Below are 16,865 nucleotides of genomic sequence, written 5' to 3' on the forward strand. Positions count from 1 at the left end.
GCGCAGGGAACCGCGGACGACGCCAACCGGCGCGTTCCAGAATTTCCTCCCGCGCCAACAGGCAAAGGGACTCCGATACTCCCTCGCTCCACGAAGTGGGGAGAGGGTTGGGGTGAGGGGTCTATCTGTGCCTCGGTCTGTCGGAGAGACCTACTCCGCGTAATCCGGCTGCTTCGCATCCAGGATCGCGCGGATCTCGGCGAGATGCATGTTCTCCTGGTCGCTCGGATAGTCTTCCCACTGCCGCGCCGTCTTCTCGGCCACTTCCGGGCTGGCGATGTTGAGCTCGCGGCCCGTCGAATAGGCCGTGATCAGCGTCTCCGCCGCGCGTTCGAAGTAATAGAGCAGGTCGAACGCCTCAGCGACACTCGCGGCGGCGGTCAGCACGCCGTGATTGCCCAGCACCATGACCTTGTTCTTGCCAAGGCACGTCGAGAGCCTCTCCGCCTCGTCGCCCAGCCCCATGCCGTCGAAACCCATGTCATAGGAGATGCGGTTATAGAAGCGCATCGTGTTCTGGTCGATCGGCGGCATGCTGGGGTCCTTGAGGCAGGCCAGCGCCAGCGCATATTTCGAATGCACATGGAGGACACAGCGCGCATGGGGCGCGTTGCGATGGATGGCGCTGTGAATCGCCCAGGCGGTGGGGTCCGGCGCATTGGGCTGGTCCATCGTCGTGGGGTCGTTGGCGTCAAGCAGGATGAGGTCACTGGCCTTGATGCGCGAAAAATGCTTGCCGCAGGGATTGACCAGGAACTGGCTGCCATCGTCCGAGACGGCGAGGCTGAAATGGTTGGCGACGCCTTCATGCATGTTGAGTTCGGCCGTCCAGCGGAAGGCGGCGGCCAGCTGGCAGCGTTCTTCGTAATGCGAATTGTCGAGCCGGGCTTTAGCAGGAATACGCGCAACCGAAGACATCATCTGCTCCTGAAAATTGGCTGGGAACGGGTCGGCGTCGAGTATGCGACAGCCTCCTCAAGCGGTCAAATGGACCATTCTTGCGCCATATCCAGGCATTCCAATTACGTATCGCCCGACCGTGCTGCCCGGCGCTAGACTTGCCGCCAAGCGAAACAGTCTTGTGCAGGGGAAGACATGTCGGCGGATCTGGCTACGGCGCCCACAATGCAGATTTTCAAGGACGCGCGCAAAGCGACCTATCTCAATCCGGAAGGATCTGACCGACCGCTGAAAAGTCCGCTGCCGAAATCGACTCTCGTGAAGGCACGCGGCTACCGCAAGCAGCGCCTGGTCGACCAGGTGGTGAAGCATGATTGCGCCGCGATCCTGCTCTACGACCCGATCAACATCCGCTATGCGACCGACCTTTCCAACATGCAGCTCTGGGCGACGCACAACCCGTTCCACTACGCGCTGCTCTTTGCCGACGGCCACGCCATCGAATTCGCCTATCGCGGTGCCGAGCATCTGGCGGACGGGTTCGAGACGGTGAACGAGGTCCGCCCCGGCAACGCCTGGTTCTACATGTACACCGCCGACCGGCTGCAGGAACGCGTCGACGCCTGGGCCGATGAACTGGTCTCGATCTTGCACGAACGCAATGGCGGCAATATGCGCCCCCATGGATTGAGACTGGCTATTGATAAGCTCGATCCGCCCGGCGTCGATGCGCTCAGGAAACGCGGCGTCACCGTGGTCGAAGGCCAGGCCCTCACCGAAATCGCACGTTCAATCAAGAGTGAGGAAGAATTGGAACTGATGCGCTGGACCGTGCGCGTCTGCGAGGCCGGCATGGCGCGGCTCTACGATCATTCGCTGCCCGGCAAGACGGAACAGGAAATCTGGGCCGAGCTTCACTATGAAAACATCCGCTCCGGGGGCGAATGGCTGGAAACGCGGCTCCTCACCGTGGGGACCCGCACCAATCCCTGGTTCCAGGAATGCTCGGACCATGTCGCCAAACTTGGCGACATGCTGGGTTTCGACACCGACATGATCGGCCCCTATGGCTATTGCGCCGACCTCTCGCGCTCCTGGACCATCGGCCACACGAAGATGAAGCCGCATCAGCGCGATCACTATCTGGCCGCCCGCGAGCAGATCGAGCACAATCTGGCGCTGCTCAAGGCGGGCTTGAGCTTCGACGAATTCAACGCCAAGAGCTGGCGCATCCCCGACAAATATGTGGCCTGCCGCTATTCCGTGGTGCTGCATGGCGTGGGCCTCGCCGACGAATATCCCTCGATCCCGCTGCACCCCGATTGGCAGGCCGCCTATAAGGGCATCTTCCAGGAGAACATGACCGTCTGCGTCGAAAGCCTCATCGGCGAAGAAGGGAAGGGCGAATGCGTGAAACTGGAAACGCAGGTCGTCATCACCGCGAAAGGCGCCCAGCGTCTCGACAGTTTCCCATGGGAAGAGGTGTAGGCGCCCGCCCCCCCTCTCTAACTCTCCCCCCTTAAGGTGGGAGAGGATTGCACCGAGCTCTGGTCTAACTCCTCCCACCTTCAGGGGGGAGGCCCGTCGGCGAATTGCGTCGGCGGGAGGGGGGCGGGGCCAGTCTCGTTCTCGCCATTCTATTGCATCAAATGGCCATCCCAGCCACTATGTTCCCAATTTGTTCTTGACAGATGCAATAGGAATGTGGTACTAATACTCTGGCGCGCATTTAACACGGGATGGCTGGCTCGCGACCGGTCATCTGCAATCACTCGGTTGTCTCCGGCGCAAGCCGTTCCGGTCCAAAAGCCGGCGCGGCGCAGGTCGGCTCCGGCGTCGGGATTCCCGACGCCCCTCCGCCCGCGAGGTGAAAGACGGGCCCCGGATCATGGGTGAAGGATCCCCACGTGGGATCACGTGGCTAAACAGATTCCACCGTGGCGCACCTGGGAAAAGTGCGCTCCCGCGAGCCGCCCGGGAAACGCGGCTTCCCTTGGATGGGTGGGAAAACCCGTCTCCCCGGACCACGACGGGAAACGCGGTCCCCTGGAGCGGCAGGTCTCCGCTCAACGGTTCGCCGGCCGCCGAAAAGGGCCGCATCCGCTGCCCGAGTGATTACAGATGATCGGTGGAAAAATTGCTCAGTCTGTTTCCGGCAGCCGTTCGACCAGCACCTTGTCGACGCGGCGGCCATCGAGATCGACGACTTCGATGCGGAAACCGTTATAGGTGAGGCTTTCGCCGACTTTCGGCACGCGCCCCAGGCGGTGCAGCACCAGCCCGGCGATGGTCGCATAATCGGCATGGACGAAACCGCTGGCGCCGATGCGGCGTTCGACGTCGATGAGGCGCGTGCGGCCGTCGATCAGCCACGAGCCTTCGGCGCGTTCGGCGATAGCGTCGTCTTCGGTTGCACCTTCGGCCATCTCGCCGGCGATGACGGTGAAGATGTCGGATTGCGTGACGATGCCCTCGACGCTGCCATATTCGTCGAGCACCACCGCCATATGGCTGGGCGATCCGCGGAAGAGTTCAAGCAGGCGCAGGATCGTCGTCGTCTCATGGAGAGTCAGCGGCGGCTTGGCGCAGGCCTGCGGGTCGATGGCGGCACCGCTTGCCACCTGATGCAGCAGATCCTTGGTGTGCACCACGCCCACCACTTCATCGACATTGCCCGCACAGAGCAGCAGGCGTGTGTGCTGGCTGTCGCTGATCTGCTGGATCATGCTCGGCACCGGATCGTTGATGTCGATCCAATCGATATCCGGGCGCGGCGTCATGATGGAGCGGATGGAATAGTCGGCCAGATGCAGCACGCGGTCGATCATGTGCCGCTCTTCCTCGGCGAAGATGCCGGTCTCGGCGCCTTCGGCGACCATGCTCTTCACTTCCTCTTCCGTCACCGCCTGGTCCCGGTCGCCGCCGAGGCCGATGAGCGTCAGGAGCGCGTTGGTGGAAACGCGCAGGATGAAGACCAGGGGGGCGCCTATCTTGGCGATGAGCGCCATCGGCAAGGCAACGCGCATGGCGATCGCTTCGGCATGGTTCATGGCGATGCGCTTCGGGACCAGTTCGCCCACGATCAGCGACAGATAGGTGATGCAGGCCACCACCAGCGTCACCGCGACCGGATAGGCGTATTGGGCGATGAGCGGCCATTGCTCGAGAAATCTGGCGAGCGGCGCCGATAGCGTGGCGCCGGAATAGGCACCGGCGACGACACCCACCAGCGTGATGCCGATCTGCACGGTGGACAGGAACTGGGTCGGATCCTCCGCCAGTTCCAGCGCCTTCCTGGCGCCGCGATGACCGGCATCGGCCAAGGGCTTGAGGCGCGCACGACGTGCTGAAACGATGGCAAGCTCCGACATGGCGAAAAAGCCATTGAGCAGGACCAGCAGAAGGACGATGAGGATTTCGAACCAGAGCGAACTGTCTTCGAGCGGAACGTCGGTCATTGCACCTTAAGCACTCTCTTCCTTGACCTTGCCGCGTTCCGACAAGGCGGCGCGGTCGCGCACCAGGATGCGGCTGCCCTTGGTGGCGATGAGTCCCTCCTGGGTGAACTGCTTCAACTGCTTGTTCACCGCTTCGCGGGTGACGCCCAGCAATTGCGCCAGTTCGCTCTGATTGAGCTTGGCGGTGATGAGGATGCCCTCGGGCCCGTCTTCGCCATGGCCCAGCGCCAGCGCTTCCAAAGTCTTCGCTAGGCGCGTGCCGAGATCGAGGAAGGCGGCATCGCGGATGCGGTCGGTGTTGTGCCGCAGCCGCTCGCACAGCAATTCGATGATGTGGAGCGCGAGCTTGGGCTCCTTGCCCATCAGCTCAAGGAAAGCCGCTCGCGGCACGCTCAACATCTCGGTATCGGCCAGGGCCGAGGCGCTGGCCGTGCGCGGCAGACCGTCGAGGAGGGCGATCTCGCCGAAGAAATCGCCGCTCTCCATCAGATTGAGCGTCAGTTCCCGCCCGTCCGGACCATGCACCCAGATGCGGACAAGTCCCTTGGCGACACCATAAAGCGCGTCGGCCGGCTCATCTTCCCAGAACAAGGTCTCGCCGACGGAAAGGCGCCGCGGCTGGCAAAGGCGCGCCACGCGTTCCAGCAAGCCGGCCTCGAGGCCGCGGAAGAGGAAGCTCTTCCCCAGCAACTGGGCGCGCACCGGCAATGCGGCTAGGCCGCCCAGGGCTCCGGCAGCGGAGGGCGTTCCGGCATCTGAGGAACCGCTATGGGGGGTGCTGGCGATGAAGGCCTCCTGTGAAACGGTTCACAACCTAACCGAAAGGAACCCCCAGGTTAAGGGCGGAAGGCATGCGGGATCTCGTTTCCGGTCAGTCGACCCGATCGCCCCCGCCCTGGTTCAAGGAGTTTCGCGATGACGACTTTTCTGAAGCACATCAAGACATTGTCGGCCTTGGCGCTGATCGCCGGCAGCTTGAGCGCCTGCGCCGCACCCCGCGCCTATGACCTTGGCGCTTACAACCAGGTGAACAAGCTGCAGCAGGTGGGCTGCGTCGACCGCATCGGCGGGAAGGACTAAGCGGCGGCCGAAGCGCCGCCCTCGCTCAATTCCCGAATGGCGGCATGGAGCAGCAACAGGCGTTCGGCATCCTCGACATGCAGCTTTTCGATGAGCTTGCCGTTGAGGACGCAGATGCCTTTCCCCTGCGCGCGGGCTTCGGCCCAAGCGGCGACGATGGCCTTGGACTGTTCGACTTCCGCCGGTCCCGGGGCAAAGGCAGCGTTGGCGGCGGGGATCTGCTTGGGATGGATCAGCGTCTTGCCGTCGAAGCCGAGATCGCGGCCCTGCTCGCAGGCCGCCGCATAGCCCGCATCGTCATTCATGTCGAGATGCACGCCGTCGAGCGCGTCGAGCCCATGGGCGCGCGCCGCGATGACGATGATGGAAAGGGCCGAGATGACGCCGATGCGCCCCGGTGCCGGGCGGGCGCGCAGATCGCGGCTGAGATCGGACGTTCCCGCCACCAGGCAGGCGAGGCGCGGGCTGGCGCCGGCGATGGCATCCATGCCCATGATGCAGCGCGGCGTTTCCGCCATGATCCAGACGGGGAGATCTGCCGGGGCACCGGCGGCATCGAGCGCGGCCACGGCGTCCAGCACGTCCTGGGCCGTGTTGATCTTCGGGAACAGGAGCGCATCGGCGCCGAGCTTGGCGACCGCCGCCACATCGTCATGGCCCCAGGGTGTTTCCAGCGCGTTGACGCGGACGACGACCTCGCGCTTGCCGAAACCGCCCACCTTTAAAGCATCGACCAGCTGCGCCCGCGCGGTTTCCTTGGCTTCCGGCGCCACGGCATCCTCGAGATCGAGGATCAGCGCATCGGCCGGCAGGCTGCGCGCCTTTTCCAGTGCGCGCGCATTGCTGGCGGGGAGATAGAGGACCGAGCGGCGGGGGCGAATGGGCATGGTCGGCGGAACGTCCTTGAATTCGGGAAAAGCAATTGTTGCTGCAGATGCTAACAAGCTTTGAAATTTTCGATCAAGCGGTAAAACTGCCAAGCGGTAAAACTGCGGGGATGCTGCGACCTTAGTCCAGGACCCGCCGGCGCGCCGAAAATTGACAACTTGTTAACCATTCTGAAGATTGAGGCCTCTCGGCGTCGAAAAGAAACGAATTTTTAAGCGGTTTGGGGTATGTTGCCGCCTACGTCGAATAAGTGGTCGCAACGCTGCGGCCAGGGAGGTGACCATGGAAATCACAACATCCAGCGCCATCAGCACGGCTGTCGAAGGCCTCAAAAAGGCCCAGACGGATATTGAGAACACGGCGCAGAACATCGCCGAAGGGTCGACCGATCCGCAGGATATCGTGTCGCTGAGCCTTGCTGCCACCAGCTTCAAGGCGAATGCCGCGGTCATCCGGACCGAGAACGAGAACACCCAGGCCCTCCTCAACATTACCGCCTAACGCTCGATTCAGGATCAGAGAATGGACGTCGCAGCCGCCGGTTTTGCCGCTTCCCAGATTGCCAGCGCCCAGCGTGGCCAGCAGGCCGCCTTGTCGGGTATCCGCGGGCAGCAGAAGCAGGATCAGACAGTCATCAATCTGCTGAACCAGGCGGTGAGTGCCGCCAAGCAGGTTTCCGGCACCGCCCCAAGCGCGCCGGAGGCGCCCGCCGCGCCGTCGCTCGACAGCAGCTCGGGCAACATTCCCAGCGGCCGCAACGGCCTGCCGGCCGGGCGTGGCTCGCTGATCGATATCCTCGCCTGAAGGCCCCCGTTCCAGCCCCATCCGGTCTGAAGGCGCGCCAAAACTGGCGCTGGCCCGATTCTGCACGTTAGACTGCCGGCCAATATCGCTGGTTAAGCAGTTTGGGCAAGCAGAAGGCCGCATCATGAAATCCGCCGAGGAACGGGCACAATCGATCGAACCGGTGATGGTCGCCATTGAGGAAGGTCGCCTCGCCGATGCCAGCGCCATCTGCGCCGAACTGGTCGAGCGCGAGCCTGACAATGCCGACGCCCTGCATCTTCTGGGCGTCATCGGGTTCCAGGGTGGCGCGGCGCCGGAACAGGCGCTTGATCTTATCGACCGGGCCATCGCCATCGGGCCCGACCAGGCGCAGTTTCACAACAGCCGGGGCGCGCTGCTCTATTCGGTCGGCCGCAATGGCGACGCTGAGATGAGCTTCCGGCGTGCCACGCAGTTGAAGAGCGACGACGGCATGGCCTGGAACAATCTGGGCAATGCCCTGCTGCGCCTCGACCGGGTGGAAGAGGCGGAGATCGCCTTTCGCCAAGCCCTCATCACGCCGCCCGTGCTGGTGGCGGCGATCAACAATCTGGGTATCGCCATCAAGCGGCGCGGACAGTTCGACAAGGCGTTGATCTGCTTTCGCGAGGCGATACTGCACGACCCCACCTTCGTCGACGCGCATTTCAATGCCGGCGAGATCCTCTATCAGCTGGACCAGATGCCGGAAGCGGAAGCCTGCTTCCGCGAGGCGCTGCGCCTCGATCCGAAATGCGCCCCGGCCTATGCCTCGCTGGCGCAGGCGCTGCATGACCAGCAGAAGCCCGATGAGGCGATGACGGTCATCCATGCCGGCCTTGCCGAAGTACCCGACGATGACGATCTTAATTTCGCGCTCCGCCTGCAATTGTCGAGCATGGTGCCGGCCTGGCACATTCCGATGATCAATGATGACGAGCGCAACATTGCCTACAATCTGGCGCTCGAGCGCGCCATCCGTCCCGGCGATCTGGTGCTGGAGATCGGCACCGGCTCCGGCATCGTTTCGATGATGGCGGCGCGGGCGGGGGCGGGCCAGGTGGTGACCTGCGAGGTATTGCCGGTTATGGCCGATGCCGCGCGCGAGATCGTCGCCAGGAACGGCTTTGCCGACAGGATCAACGTCATCACCAAGAAGTCGACCCAGCTGCGCCTCGGCGAGGATTTGCCGGAAAAGGCGGATCTCTTCGTCTCCGAACTGATCAATGTCGGCATGCTGGCACCCAACATGCTGCCGATCATCCGCCATGCGCGCGAAAACCTGGTGAAGCCCGAAGGGCGGATCGTGCCGGAAGCCGCCACCGTCTATGGTGTCCTGCTAGAATGCGAGCATCTGGCGCGCGTCAATCCGGTGGGCGAGATCGCCGGCTTCGACATGTCGGTGATGGATCGCTTCCGCTCGCCGGGCTATGCCGTGATCGATTTCGCGAGCGACCCGCACCGGCGCCTCTCCGACCGCTTCGCGGCTCTCGATTTCGATTTCCGCATCGACATGAAGGAAATGGACAGCCATCGCCTGACGGTGCCCGTGACCGAAGCGGGCCTCTGCCATGGCGTTGCCTTCTGGTTCGATCTCCACATGTTCGGCGACGTCGTCTACCACTCCGACAGCCATGCCCGCACCAATCACTGGAAGCAGGCGGCGCAGTTCTTCAAACAGCCTGTCGCGGTGAAACCCGGCGACCGCCTGAGGCTCGCTGCCGGCTACGACAATACGCGGATCTTCTTCAACCTGGTCGGGTGACGGCAGAGCTGAAAGGACGGGCATATTGTCTCCAGACAATTCCCCGCATGACCGTCATGCCGTATCGATGATTGTACGGGCTGGGATGCGGAACTAGCGTCGACGCTTCCGTTTGGGGAGCCAACCGCCATGCCCGTCTGGGCCCTTTATACGATCGTCATCGCCATCTGGGGTTCGTCCTGGTACGGCATCGAGCAGCAATTGGGTGTGGTGGCGCCGCAGGTGTCGCTGGCCTATCGCTTCCTGCTGTCGGCGGTGATCCTGCTCGGCTATTGCGCGCTTACCCGCAGATCGCTGCGCTTTCCGGGCCGCGTCCTGCTCCTGATGGCGGTGCAGGGCATGTGCCTCTTCTGCGGCAATTACATCCTGTTCTATTTCGCCGGGAGCCATCTGGTGAGCGGGCTGCTTGCCGTCTGCTTCTCGACCATGTCGGTCATGAACATCCTCAACCTCGCCCTCATCTTCCGGCAGAGGATCGACCGGCGCGCATTCGTCGCGGCATTGGTCGGGCTGGCGGGCCTCTGCCTGGTCTTCTACCCGGAACTGAGCCAGAGCGGGTTCGGCGCCGAACCGGCTTTGGGGCTGGGCCTTTCCTTGCTGGCGACCTATCTCGCCTCGCTCGGCAACATGGTGTCGGTGCGGTTGAAGGCGCTGGCCGTTCCGGTGCTCGAATCGAACACCATCGGCATGAGCTTCGGCGCGTTGTTCTGCGTCGGCTTCGCACTGGCGGCGGGTGCCGCCTTCAACTACGACCCGCGTCCGGCCTATACGATCTCGCTCATCAGTCTTGCCCTCTTTGCGACCGTGATCGGCTTTGGCTGCTATCTGCAGCTGGTGCAGCGCATCGGCGCCGCCCGCGCCGCCTATACCAGCGTCATGTTCCCGGTGGTGGCCCTGACGCTCTCGACCCTGCTCGAAGGCTATCAATGGTCGCCCCTGGCGGGAATGGGCTTTGCTTTGGTACTGTCCGGCAATCTTTTGGTACTGTGGCGCCCGCGTGAAGCCGAACGGCGCGACGCTCCGGTGCCGCAGCCGCAGTCAACCCGATAGCCCACCAGTTGAAGGCCCGAACAGACATGAGCGCTGCTTCCTTGCATCTCCGACCCGCCATCGAAAAGCTCGAGGATTCGCAGATCGTCGATGTGTGGAAAATGGGCTTCACCGTCCCCGACGTGGTGGGCCTGTGGGTGGGCGAGGGTGATCTGCCGACCACCAAATTCATCTGCGACGCGGCAGCCGAGGCGCTGCAGGAAGGCAAGACCTTCTACACCTACAAGCGCGGCATTCCGGAACTGCGCCAGGCGCTCATCGACTATCATCGCCGTCTCTATGGGGTGGAGCTGACCGAGGACCGCATCGCCGTCACCTCCAGCGGCATGAATGCGATGATGCTGATCGTGCAGTCGCTCATCGGCGCCGGCGACAACATGGTCTGCGTGACGCCGGTCTGGCCGAACATCTTCCGCGCCGTGGAGATCATGGGCGGCGAACCGCGCCAGGTCGCCATGACGGGCGAGGGCGACGGCTGGCATCTCGACCTCGATAAGCTGTTCGCGGCCTGCGATGGCCGCACGCGCGCCATCTATGTGGCCTCGCCCGGCAATCCCACCGGCTGGATCATGCCGGAAGGCCAGCGCAGGGCGCTGCTGGATTTCTGCCGCGCCCGCGGCATCGCGCTTGTTGCCGACGAGGTCTATAACCGCCTCGTCTACACCACCGCCGTCGCCCCCTCCTTCCTGGAGATCGCTGGACCTGACGACCCGGTCTTCGTCGTCAATTCCTTCTCCAAGACCTGGGCCATGACCGGCTGGCGCATGGGCTGGATGGTCATGCCGAAGGCGGCAGTGACGCCGATGGAGCGGCTGATCGAATTCAACACCTCGGGCGGCCAGCCCTTCCTGCAGGCGGCCTGCGTCAAGGCGGTCACGGAAGGCGAGGATTGGGTCAAGTGGATGGTGGCGCGCTGCAAAAGCGGCCGCGATCTGGTGCTGGAGCGATTGGCCGGCATGAACCGGGTCCGGGTCATCCCGGCCGATGCCTCCTTCTACCTGATGCTGCAGGTGGCCGAACTCGGCAAGGACCCAGGCAGCGCGCTCGATTTCTGCAAGCGGCTGGTGGTCGAGGGGCGCGTCGGGCTGGCGCCGGGAACCGCCTTCGGCGCCGGCGGCGAGGGGTACTTGCGACTCTGCTATGCCCAGTCGAACGAGCGCCTGTCCCTGGCCATGGACCGGTTCGAGGCATTTCTCGGCAAGGCGTGAGCGCCGAGGGTCTTCAAAAGCCCCCTCACCCCGACCCTCTCCCCGCTGGGAGGCGAATGCCGACCTTCGTCGGCGGCGCGGGGCGAGGGAGGTTCACGCAAGTCTCGGAAACAAGCCCCTCGCCCCTTTGGGGAGAGGGGGTGGGGTGAGGGGGCTTCGGATGCGCAACACTTCCCGGCGATTCGAGGGTGAACGCCGGCCAATCACAGGCCTTTCTCACGCGGAATTGTCTATTTGACGCCTGTATCGCGGCTACCCAAGCCGGATTTTCTTATGCTAGTCTTTGGCACAGCCGATCCACCCCCCGCCTAACGGTCGACAGAAGAACGGCCAGCGGGACGGCAGAGAGCAGGTATCGGTGTCATCCTGTTGAAACAGGGCAACTTTGACCAGGGAACTATCATGAAAAAGAGCTTGTTTGGGAGCCTCGTCGCCGGCGTCGTCTTGGCGGTCATGTCCGTCAGCGCCCAGGCGCAGGACAAGGTTTACAAGGTCGGCATGGACCAGACCGACTATCCGCCGTTCGCCACCAAGGACACCAGCGGCAAGTGGACCGGCTGGGAAGTCGATCTCGCCATGGCCGTCTGCGAAGCAGCGAAGATCAAGTGCGAACTTTTCCCGACCGCTTGGGACGGAATCATCCCGGCGCTGCAGGAAGGCAAGATCGACTTCATCTTCGCCTCGATGACGATCAACGACGATCGCAAGCAGCAGGTGAACTTCACGCATTTCTATTATGACTCGACCACCATCATCATCGGCCCGAAGTCGGACACGACCAAGATCGATTTCGACAAGCCGGAATCGATGAGCGGCAAGATCATGGGCGCGCAGAACGCCACGATCCATTCGAAGTTCCTGCAGAAGCGCTTCGGCTCCGCCGCCGAGATCAAGACCTATGACGGTCTCGACACGGCTCTCGCCGATCTCGCCGCCGGCCGCGTCGACTACGTGCAGGAAGGCCGTTCGACCCTGGCCCCGTTCATGCAGTCGGATGCGGGCAAGGATTACGAAGAAAAGGCCGTCGTGCCGCAGGACCCGATCATGGGTGAAGGTGTGGGTGCCGCCGTCCGCAAGGACGACCAGGCCACGCTCGATCTGCTCAATGCCGCCATCAAGGAAGTCGTCACCAGCGGCAAGTATGACGAGATCACCGCCAAGTATCCGGAACTGACCGGCATGCTGATTAAGCCGACCTTCTAAGGCTGGAGAGACGTCACGTGACAGACCGCCCGGTCCGGATGGACCGGGCGGTTTTGCTTTGGGGGCATTGGCGCCCTTCCATTCCGTCATCCCCGGGTCAAGCTCGGGGATGACGACGTGAGATACTGGGGTGAATAAGTAAGATATCAGGCATGACGACTTGAGAAATTGGCGCAATGCGGTATTGCTGCGGGCCGCGTCGGGGGGGTACCATCCGGCCAAGCCATGAGCCGGGAAAACCGGCCAGTTTAGGGAACAGGGTTTTACGAGGGGGCCAGCTTTGGCGGCAGAACAATCCTTATGGTCAAGCCTAGCCTGGGGGGACGCAGGCTATGGTGACGAGTTCTTTCGGGGCGTCTATATCACGCTCTTCATTTCGGCCTGCGCCTATACGATCGCCTTCGGCATCGGCATGCTGGGCGCCTGGGCCAAGCTCTGCCATGTGAAGGCCCTCAACCGGGTTGGCGAGGTTTATACGACCGTGGTCCGGTCGGTGCCGGAACTTCTCCTCATCATCCTCATTTTCTACGCCGGTACCTCGACCCTCTCCAGCGTGCTGGTGGGGCTGGGCCTCGCCGAGCGCGGCGTTGAGATCAATCCCTTCGGCGCCGTCATCTCGGCGCTGGGCATCATCTACGGCGCCTATCTCACTGACGTGCTCCGGGGCGGTATCCAGGCGGTGCCCAAGGGGCAGATCGAGGCAGCGAAGGCCTTCGGCATGCATGGACCGCGGCGCTTCATCCGCATCATCCTGCCGCAGATGATCCGCTATTCCATTTCCGGCCTCGGCAACCAATGGCTCAACATCACCAAGGACAGCGCCTTCGTCAGCGTCGTGGCGGCGGTCGGCGACATCATGTCGGTGGGGCGGGGTGCTGCCAACCAGACCAAGCATTTCATCTTCTATTTCGGGATGACCGCGATCGTCTTCATGATCGTGTCGGGCATTTCGATGTATGTCACCGGCCGTCTCGAGAAGCGCGCCAATCGCGGCGTTCGGCGCGCCTGACGGCCGGGAGAGATCAAACATGAAATTCGATCCGATCTATATGATCACTGAAGTGATGCCGCAGCTCCTCTGGGCGCTGCCGCTCACACTGCTGCTCACCATCTCGTCGAGCGTCATCGGCAATATCTTCGCCGTGCCGGTGGCGGTGGCGCGCCTTTCGCCCAACCCGCTGCTGTGGGTTCCGGCCCGCGTCTTCATCTTCATGATGCGCGGCACGCCGTTCCTCATTCAGCTCTATTTCATCTATTACGGCCTTGGCCAGCTCATCCCCGGCTGGATGATGCGCGGCTACCCGTTCCTCAAGGACGGCATCTATTACGCCATCTTCGCGCTCTCGCTGAACACGGCGGGCTATACCGGCGAGATCCTGCGCGGTGCTATCCTCGCCGTGCCGCATGGCGAGATCGAGGCGGCGCGGGCCTTCGGCATGAGCCGCTTCCAGGTGTTCTGGCGCATCACCCTGCCGCGCGCCGTGCGCATCTGCCTGCCCACCATGAGCTCGGAGACGATCCTGCTCCTCAAGGCCACCTCGATCGCCTCGCTGGTCACGGTCTATGAGGTGATGGGCACGGCGACGACGATCCGCGTCGACACCTATCGCGTCTACGATACCTTGATCGGTGCCGGCATCGTCTATTTCGTCACGGTCTATTTCCTCACGCGCGGCCTCAACTGGTTCGAGCGCAAGCTCAACAAGGACCGCATGGCGATCCCGGCCTCGGGCCGCCCGGCGGCGGCACAAGCATGAATGTGAAAGCGTGAAGTTGCCTGCCTATCTCGGCCCGGGCCCGGTTCTGATCCTGATCCTGGTTCTGATCCTGGGGGGTGCCTATGCCGGTTACTGGTTCTTCGTGGCGGCGAAGCTGCAGGCTGGGATCGTGGAATGGGTGGCGCAGCAGCGCGCTGCCGGCAACGCGGTCACGATCGCCGATGGATCGATCGGCGGCTTTCCCTTGGCCTTCCGGCGCGATTTCGGTGCGGCCACCCTCACCATCCAGGGCGATGCGCCGCTGTCGGTGACAGCTGGCTCTGCGGTGGCCGAGATCCGGCCCTGGAACCTCAATCATGTGATCTTCGCTGCGCGCGATCTCTCGCTCACCGGCGCGCAAGGCGCCTATCGCGCTGGCGCGGCCGGGGGCAGCATCGACATCCCGAAAACACCGCCCGCCGATTATCACCAGCCGTTCCTGGGCTTTGACATATCCGCTGCCCAAGTGACTCTGCCTGCCGGCCAGCGCGCCGTGACGGCGGGGCCGATCGAGACCTTGGCGGCGCAAGGGGCGATCATGGGACCGGTCGCACAAGGGGCCAGCCTGCAGGACGCCGTCGCCGCCTGGGCGGCGACCGGCGGCGTGCTGGAACTGAAGCATTTCAGTTTCGCGCAGGCACCGCTCGATCTCACTGGCGAGGGAACCCTGGCGCTCGACGAGCTGCTGCAGCCGCTGGGCGCCCTCACCATTACCGCCCATGGCCTCACCGATACGGTTCTGCTCCTTGAGCAGGACGGCATGATTGACGCCCGTTCGGCGAAGACCGCCCGCCTGATGGCCGATGGCCTCGCCAAGCCCGACGCGGCGGGCAAACCCACGGTCAGTGTCAGCCTCAGCCTGCAGCAAGGTCATGTGTGGCTGGGCCCGGTCAAGCTCGCCAGGCTGCCGGCCTTGCGCTGGTAAGGCGCTCTGCTTAGGTGGGCGCGTTAAAGAAAAGGCCCGCTCCGAAGAGCGGGCCTTTTTCGTATCGAATTTGATTGCTCGAACCCCTCACCCCGGCCCTCTCCCCGCTGTCGCGGGGCGAGGGAGTGACGATCGAGTGCGGGCAAAAAGCCCCTCGCCCCGCTTGCGGGGAGAGGGGTTGGGGTGAGGGGGCTTACCGCCGCACGCGGAAGTTCTCGAACTGCCACGGGTCGGTGAGATCCAGATTGGCTTCCTTGAAGAGGACGTTGCGGTCCTTGAGGGGCGTCCAATCGGTGTAGCAGCCGACCACCGGTCCGAGATACGGGCGGCAGATGTCGAGGATGTAGTCGTGGTCGATTTCTTCCGGCTCGACGACGCCACGGTTCGGGTTCTCAATGAGCCACATGGCACCGGCCAGAACCGGCGAGGCGATCTGCGGCGAAGTGGCGTTGTATTCCGGGCCCATGATGCGGCGCGCTTCGTGGATCGAGAGCTGCGAGCCGTACCAATAGGCGCCGAAATCGCCCATCAGCAGGGCGCCCAGCTCGTCGATGCCCTCGACGATCTCTTCGCCCAGCAGGCGAACGTCCTTCTGCATGGTGAAGTTCTTTTCCTGGAACTCGCGCACCGAAAGCACGGCGTCGTCGCAGGGGTGATAGGCATAATGCACGGTCGGGCGGTAGACCGCCTTGCCCTTCTCGGTCACGGTGAAATAGTCGGCGGTGGTGACCGATTCACCGTGGGTGATGAGATAGGCGATCATCGGCCCGCCATGCGGCGTCCAGGACCTGACCTCGGTGGTGCAGCCCGGCTGGCGCAAGTAAATCGCGGCCTTCGAGCCCACTTTGTGCTCGACCGCGTTTTCGGGCAGCTTCTTCTCATGCGTGCCCCAGCCGAGCTCGGCCGGCTGGCAGCCTTCGCCGACGAAGCCGGGAATCGACCAGGTGTTGACGAACTCGCCCGGCATCTTCGGCACGTCGGTGACCTGCAGATCATGCTCGGCCACATGGATGACCTTGACGCCGCAATCGCGCATCAGCCTGGCCCAATCCTCGCGGCTTTTCGGCTTCGAGAATTTGAGGCCGCGCATGCGCGCGATGTCGAGGACACCCTGCTTGATGAAATGGGTGATGAGGCCCGGATTGGCGCCATGCGTGAGCAGGGCCGAGGGGCCGTTCTTGGGGAATTTCTTCGCTGCTTCCAGGGCGCGGTACCGCAGAAAATAGTTGGTCCGCTGCTCTTCGGGAATGGCGGTATTGTCGTAGTAATTGGCCCAGGGTTCGATGCAGGTGTCGATATAGAGCACACCCTGCTTCTGGCACCAGGCGATGAGCGCCAGGGAATCGACCTCGACCGACAGATTGATCAGGAGATCGCCCTTCGACAGATTCTTCGCCAGCACCTTGGTGTAATTGTTCTCGTGCAACGGCTCGACGATGTAATTGACACCCTTCTCGATGAAGCGCGCGGCATCCTCGGAATGGTCATGACCGTCGACCACCGTGACGCGGCTCAAAGGCATGTCGAAGTGACGCTCGATCAGCGGCATCGTGCACCGGCCGACCGAGCCATAGCCAATCATTACAATGCGGCCCTTGAAGGGAAACTTTGCCATCATATTCCTCATGTTCGTAGAAATGGCGGTCAGTACTGCTGCGTCATTCAGCGCAGCCGGCTTTGCCCCCATGAGTGTCCCCGGGTGGCGCCACGAGCGCGGGATTGTCGACCAAATAGCCCCGAACCTCGGCACTTACGGAAAATCGGCCGGACTCGCAAGTGAATTTTACAGGGCGCGGTGTGTGGTTCGGCGAGGAGCCGAATGCGTGC

Annotated in this window: 16 protein-coding genes; 11 read left to right on the forward strand and 5 right to left on the reverse strand. The window is 63.1% G+C overall.

Annotated elements, in window-relative coordinates; genetic code table 11:
* Positions 1-150 precede the first annotated feature (150 nt).
* Complete coding sequence (locus tag ACE3OA_RS00970; protein ID WP_374306840.1) at positions 151-921, reverse strand: class II aldolase and adducin N-terminal domain-containing protein; 771 nt, start codon at positions 919-921, stop codon at positions 151-153.
* Between the two features lie 174 nt (positions 922-1,095).
* Here ACE3OA_RS00970 and ACE3OA_RS00975 point away from each other — a divergent pair, with 174 nt between their 5' ends.
* Positions 1,096-2,388 carry a M24 family metallopeptidase gene (locus ACE3OA_RS00975; protein ID WP_374306842.1) on the forward strand — a complete coding sequence of 431 codons (1,293 nt, stop codon included), beginning with the start codon at positions 1,096-1,098 and terminating at the stop codon, positions 2,386-2,388.
* A gap of 653 nt (positions 2,389-3,041) precedes the next feature.
* Here ACE3OA_RS00975 and ACE3OA_RS00980 read toward each other — a convergent pair.
* Positions 3,042-4,358, reverse strand: a complete 1,317-nt coding sequence (locus ACE3OA_RS00980) for a hemolysin family protein (RefSeq protein ID WP_374306844.1) — start codon at positions 4,356-4,358, stop codon at positions 3,042-3,044.
* Between the two features lie 6 nt (positions 4,359-4,364).
* On the reverse strand, positions 4,365-5,060 hold the full coding sequence (locus ACE3OA_RS00985) for a Crp/Fnr family transcriptional regulator (protein ID WP_374306846.1): 696 nt from the start codon (positions 5,058-5,060) through the stop codon (positions 4,365-4,367).
* 213 nt (positions 5,061-5,273) lie between these two features.
* Here ACE3OA_RS00985 and ACE3OA_RS00990 point away from each other — a divergent pair, with 213 nt between their 5' ends.
* Complete coding sequence (locus tag ACE3OA_RS00990; RefSeq protein WP_374306848.1) at positions 5,274-5,438, forward strand: hypothetical protein; 165 nt, start codon at positions 5,274-5,276, stop codon at positions 5,436-5,438.
* Here the strand turns inward: ACE3OA_RS00990 and ACE3OA_RS00995 are convergent.
* Positions 5,435-6,325, reverse strand: coding sequence for a CoA ester lyase (locus tag ACE3OA_RS00995; protein WP_374306850.1), 891 nt, complete (start codon positions 6,323-6,325; stop codon positions 5,435-5,437). The genes ACE3OA_RS00990 and ACE3OA_RS00995 overlap by 4 nt on opposite strands.
* Before the next feature lie 283 nt (positions 6,326-6,608).
* Between ACE3OA_RS00995 and ACE3OA_RS01000 the strand changes: the two genes are divergently transcribed.
* From ACE3OA_RS01000 to ACE3OA_RS01040, 9 genes are all read left to right on the forward strand, one after another.
* Positions 6,609-6,827 carry a hypothetical protein gene (locus ACE3OA_RS01000; RefSeq protein ID WP_374306852.1) on the forward strand — a complete coding sequence of 73 codons (219 nt, stop codon included), beginning with the start codon at positions 6,609-6,611 and terminating at the stop codon, positions 6,825-6,827.
* 21 nt (positions 6,828-6,848) lie between these two features.
* Positions 6,849-7,130: a hypothetical protein gene (locus ACE3OA_RS01005; protein ID WP_374306854.1), complete on the forward strand. Its 282-nt coding sequence runs from the start codon at positions 6,849-6,851 to the stop codon at positions 7,128-7,130.
* A 124-nt stretch (positions 7,131-7,254) separates the two neighbouring features.
* Complete coding sequence (locus ACE3OA_RS01010) at positions 7,255-8,895, forward strand: tetratricopeptide repeat protein (RefSeq protein WP_374306856.1); 1,641 nt, start codon at positions 7,255-7,257, stop codon at positions 8,893-8,895.
* A gap of 129 nt (positions 8,896-9,024) precedes the next feature.
* Entirely contained in the window at positions 9,025-9,945 is a 921-nt protein-coding gene (locus tag ACE3OA_RS01015) for a DMT family transporter (RefSeq protein ID WP_374306858.1), read from the forward strand.
* A gap of 26 nt (positions 9,946-9,971) precedes the next feature.
* On the forward strand, positions 9,972-11,153 hold the full coding sequence (locus tag ACE3OA_RS01020; protein WP_374306860.1) for a pyridoxal phosphate-dependent aminotransferase: 1,182 nt from the start codon (positions 9,972-9,974) through the stop codon (positions 11,151-11,153).
* Positions 11,154-11,555: 402 nt separating this feature from the next.
* Positions 11,556-12,356 (forward strand): transporter substrate-binding domain-containing protein, encoded by an 801-nt coding sequence (locus ACE3OA_RS01025; protein WP_374306862.1) that lies wholly within the window; start codon positions 11,556-11,558, stop codon positions 12,354-12,356.
* A 280-nt stretch (positions 12,357-12,636) separates the two neighbouring features.
* Entirely contained in the window at positions 12,637-13,365 is a 729-nt protein-coding gene (locus ACE3OA_RS01030) for an ABC transporter permease (RefSeq protein WP_374306864.1), read from the forward strand.
* Positions 13,366-13,384: 19 nt separating this feature from the next.
* Positions 13,385-14,113, forward strand: a complete 729-nt coding sequence (locus ACE3OA_RS01035) for an ABC transporter permease (protein ID WP_374306866.1) — start codon at positions 13,385-13,387, stop codon at positions 14,111-14,113.
* Between the two features lie 10 nt (positions 14,114-14,123).
* Complete coding sequence (locus ACE3OA_RS01040; protein WP_374306869.1) at positions 14,124-15,038, forward strand: DUF2125 domain-containing protein; 915 nt, start codon at positions 14,124-14,126, stop codon at positions 15,036-15,038.
* A gap of 193 nt (positions 15,039-15,231) precedes the next feature.
* On the opposite strand, the gene ACE3OA_RS01045 is transcribed toward ACE3OA_RS01040, so the two are convergent.
* A complete protein-coding gene (locus ACE3OA_RS01045) occupies positions 15,232-16,656 on the reverse strand; it encodes a homospermidine synthase (protein WP_374306871.1) in 1,425 nt (474 codons plus the stop codon).
* Positions 16,657-16,865: the final 209 nt, after the last annotated feature.

The organism is Dongia sp. (assembly GCF_041906375.1).
GTDB lineage: Bacteria > Pseudomonadota > Alphaproteobacteria > Dongiales > Dongiaceae > Dongia.

Bases quoted from the DNA above. Each gene is read 5' to 3' on its own strand.
- ACE3OA_RS01000 (WP_374306852.1), top strand. From the start codon at position 6,609: ATGGAAATCACAACATCCAGCGCCATCAGCACGGCTGTCGAAGGCCTC.
- ACE3OA_RS01005 (WP_374306854.1), top strand. From the start codon at position 6,849: ATGGACGTCGCAGCCGCCGGTTTTGCCGCTTCCCAGATTGCCAGCGCC.
- ACE3OA_RS00990 (WP_374306848.1), top strand. From the start codon at position 5,274: ATGACGACTTTTCTGAAGCACATCAAGACATTGTCGGCCTTGGCGCTG.
- ACE3OA_RS00980 (WP_374306844.1), bottom strand. From the start codon at position 4,358: ATGACCGACGTTCCGCTCGAAGACAGTTCGCTCTGGTTCGAAATCCTC.
- ACE3OA_RS01045 (WP_374306871.1), bottom strand. From the start codon at position 16,656: ATGATGGCAAAGTTTCCCTTCAAGGGCCGCATTGTAATGATTGGCTAT.
- ACE3OA_RS01025 (WP_374306862.1), top strand. From the start codon at position 11,556: ATGAAAAAGAGCTTGTTTGGGAGCCTCGTCGCCGGCGTCGTCTTGGCG.
- ACE3OA_RS01035 (WP_374306866.1), top strand. From the start codon at position 13,385: ATGAAATTCGATCCGATCTATATGATCACTGAAGTGATGCCGCAGCTC.
- ACE3OA_RS00970 (WP_374306840.1), bottom strand. From the start codon at position 921: ATGATGTCTTCGGTTGCGCGTATTCCTGCTAAAGCCCGGCTCGACAAT.
- ACE3OA_RS01010 (WP_374306856.1), top strand. From the start codon at position 7,255: ATGAAATCCGCCGAGGAACGGGCACAATCGATCGAACCGGTGATGGTC.
- ACE3OA_RS00995 (WP_374306850.1), bottom strand. From the start codon at position 6,325: ATGCCCATTCGCCCCCGCCGCTCGGTCCTCTATCTCCCCGCCAGCAAT.
- ACE3OA_RS00975 (WP_374306842.1), top strand. From the start codon at position 1,096: ATGTCGGCGGATCTGGCTACGGCGCCCACAATGCAGATTTTCAAGGAC.
- ACE3OA_RS01020 (WP_374306860.1), top strand. From the start codon at position 9,972: ATGAGCGCTGCTTCCTTGCATCTCCGACCCGCCATCGAAAAGCTCGAG.
- ACE3OA_RS01015 (WP_374306858.1), top strand. From the start codon at position 9,025: ATGCCCGTCTGGGCCCTTTATACGATCGTCATCGCCATCTGGGGTTCG.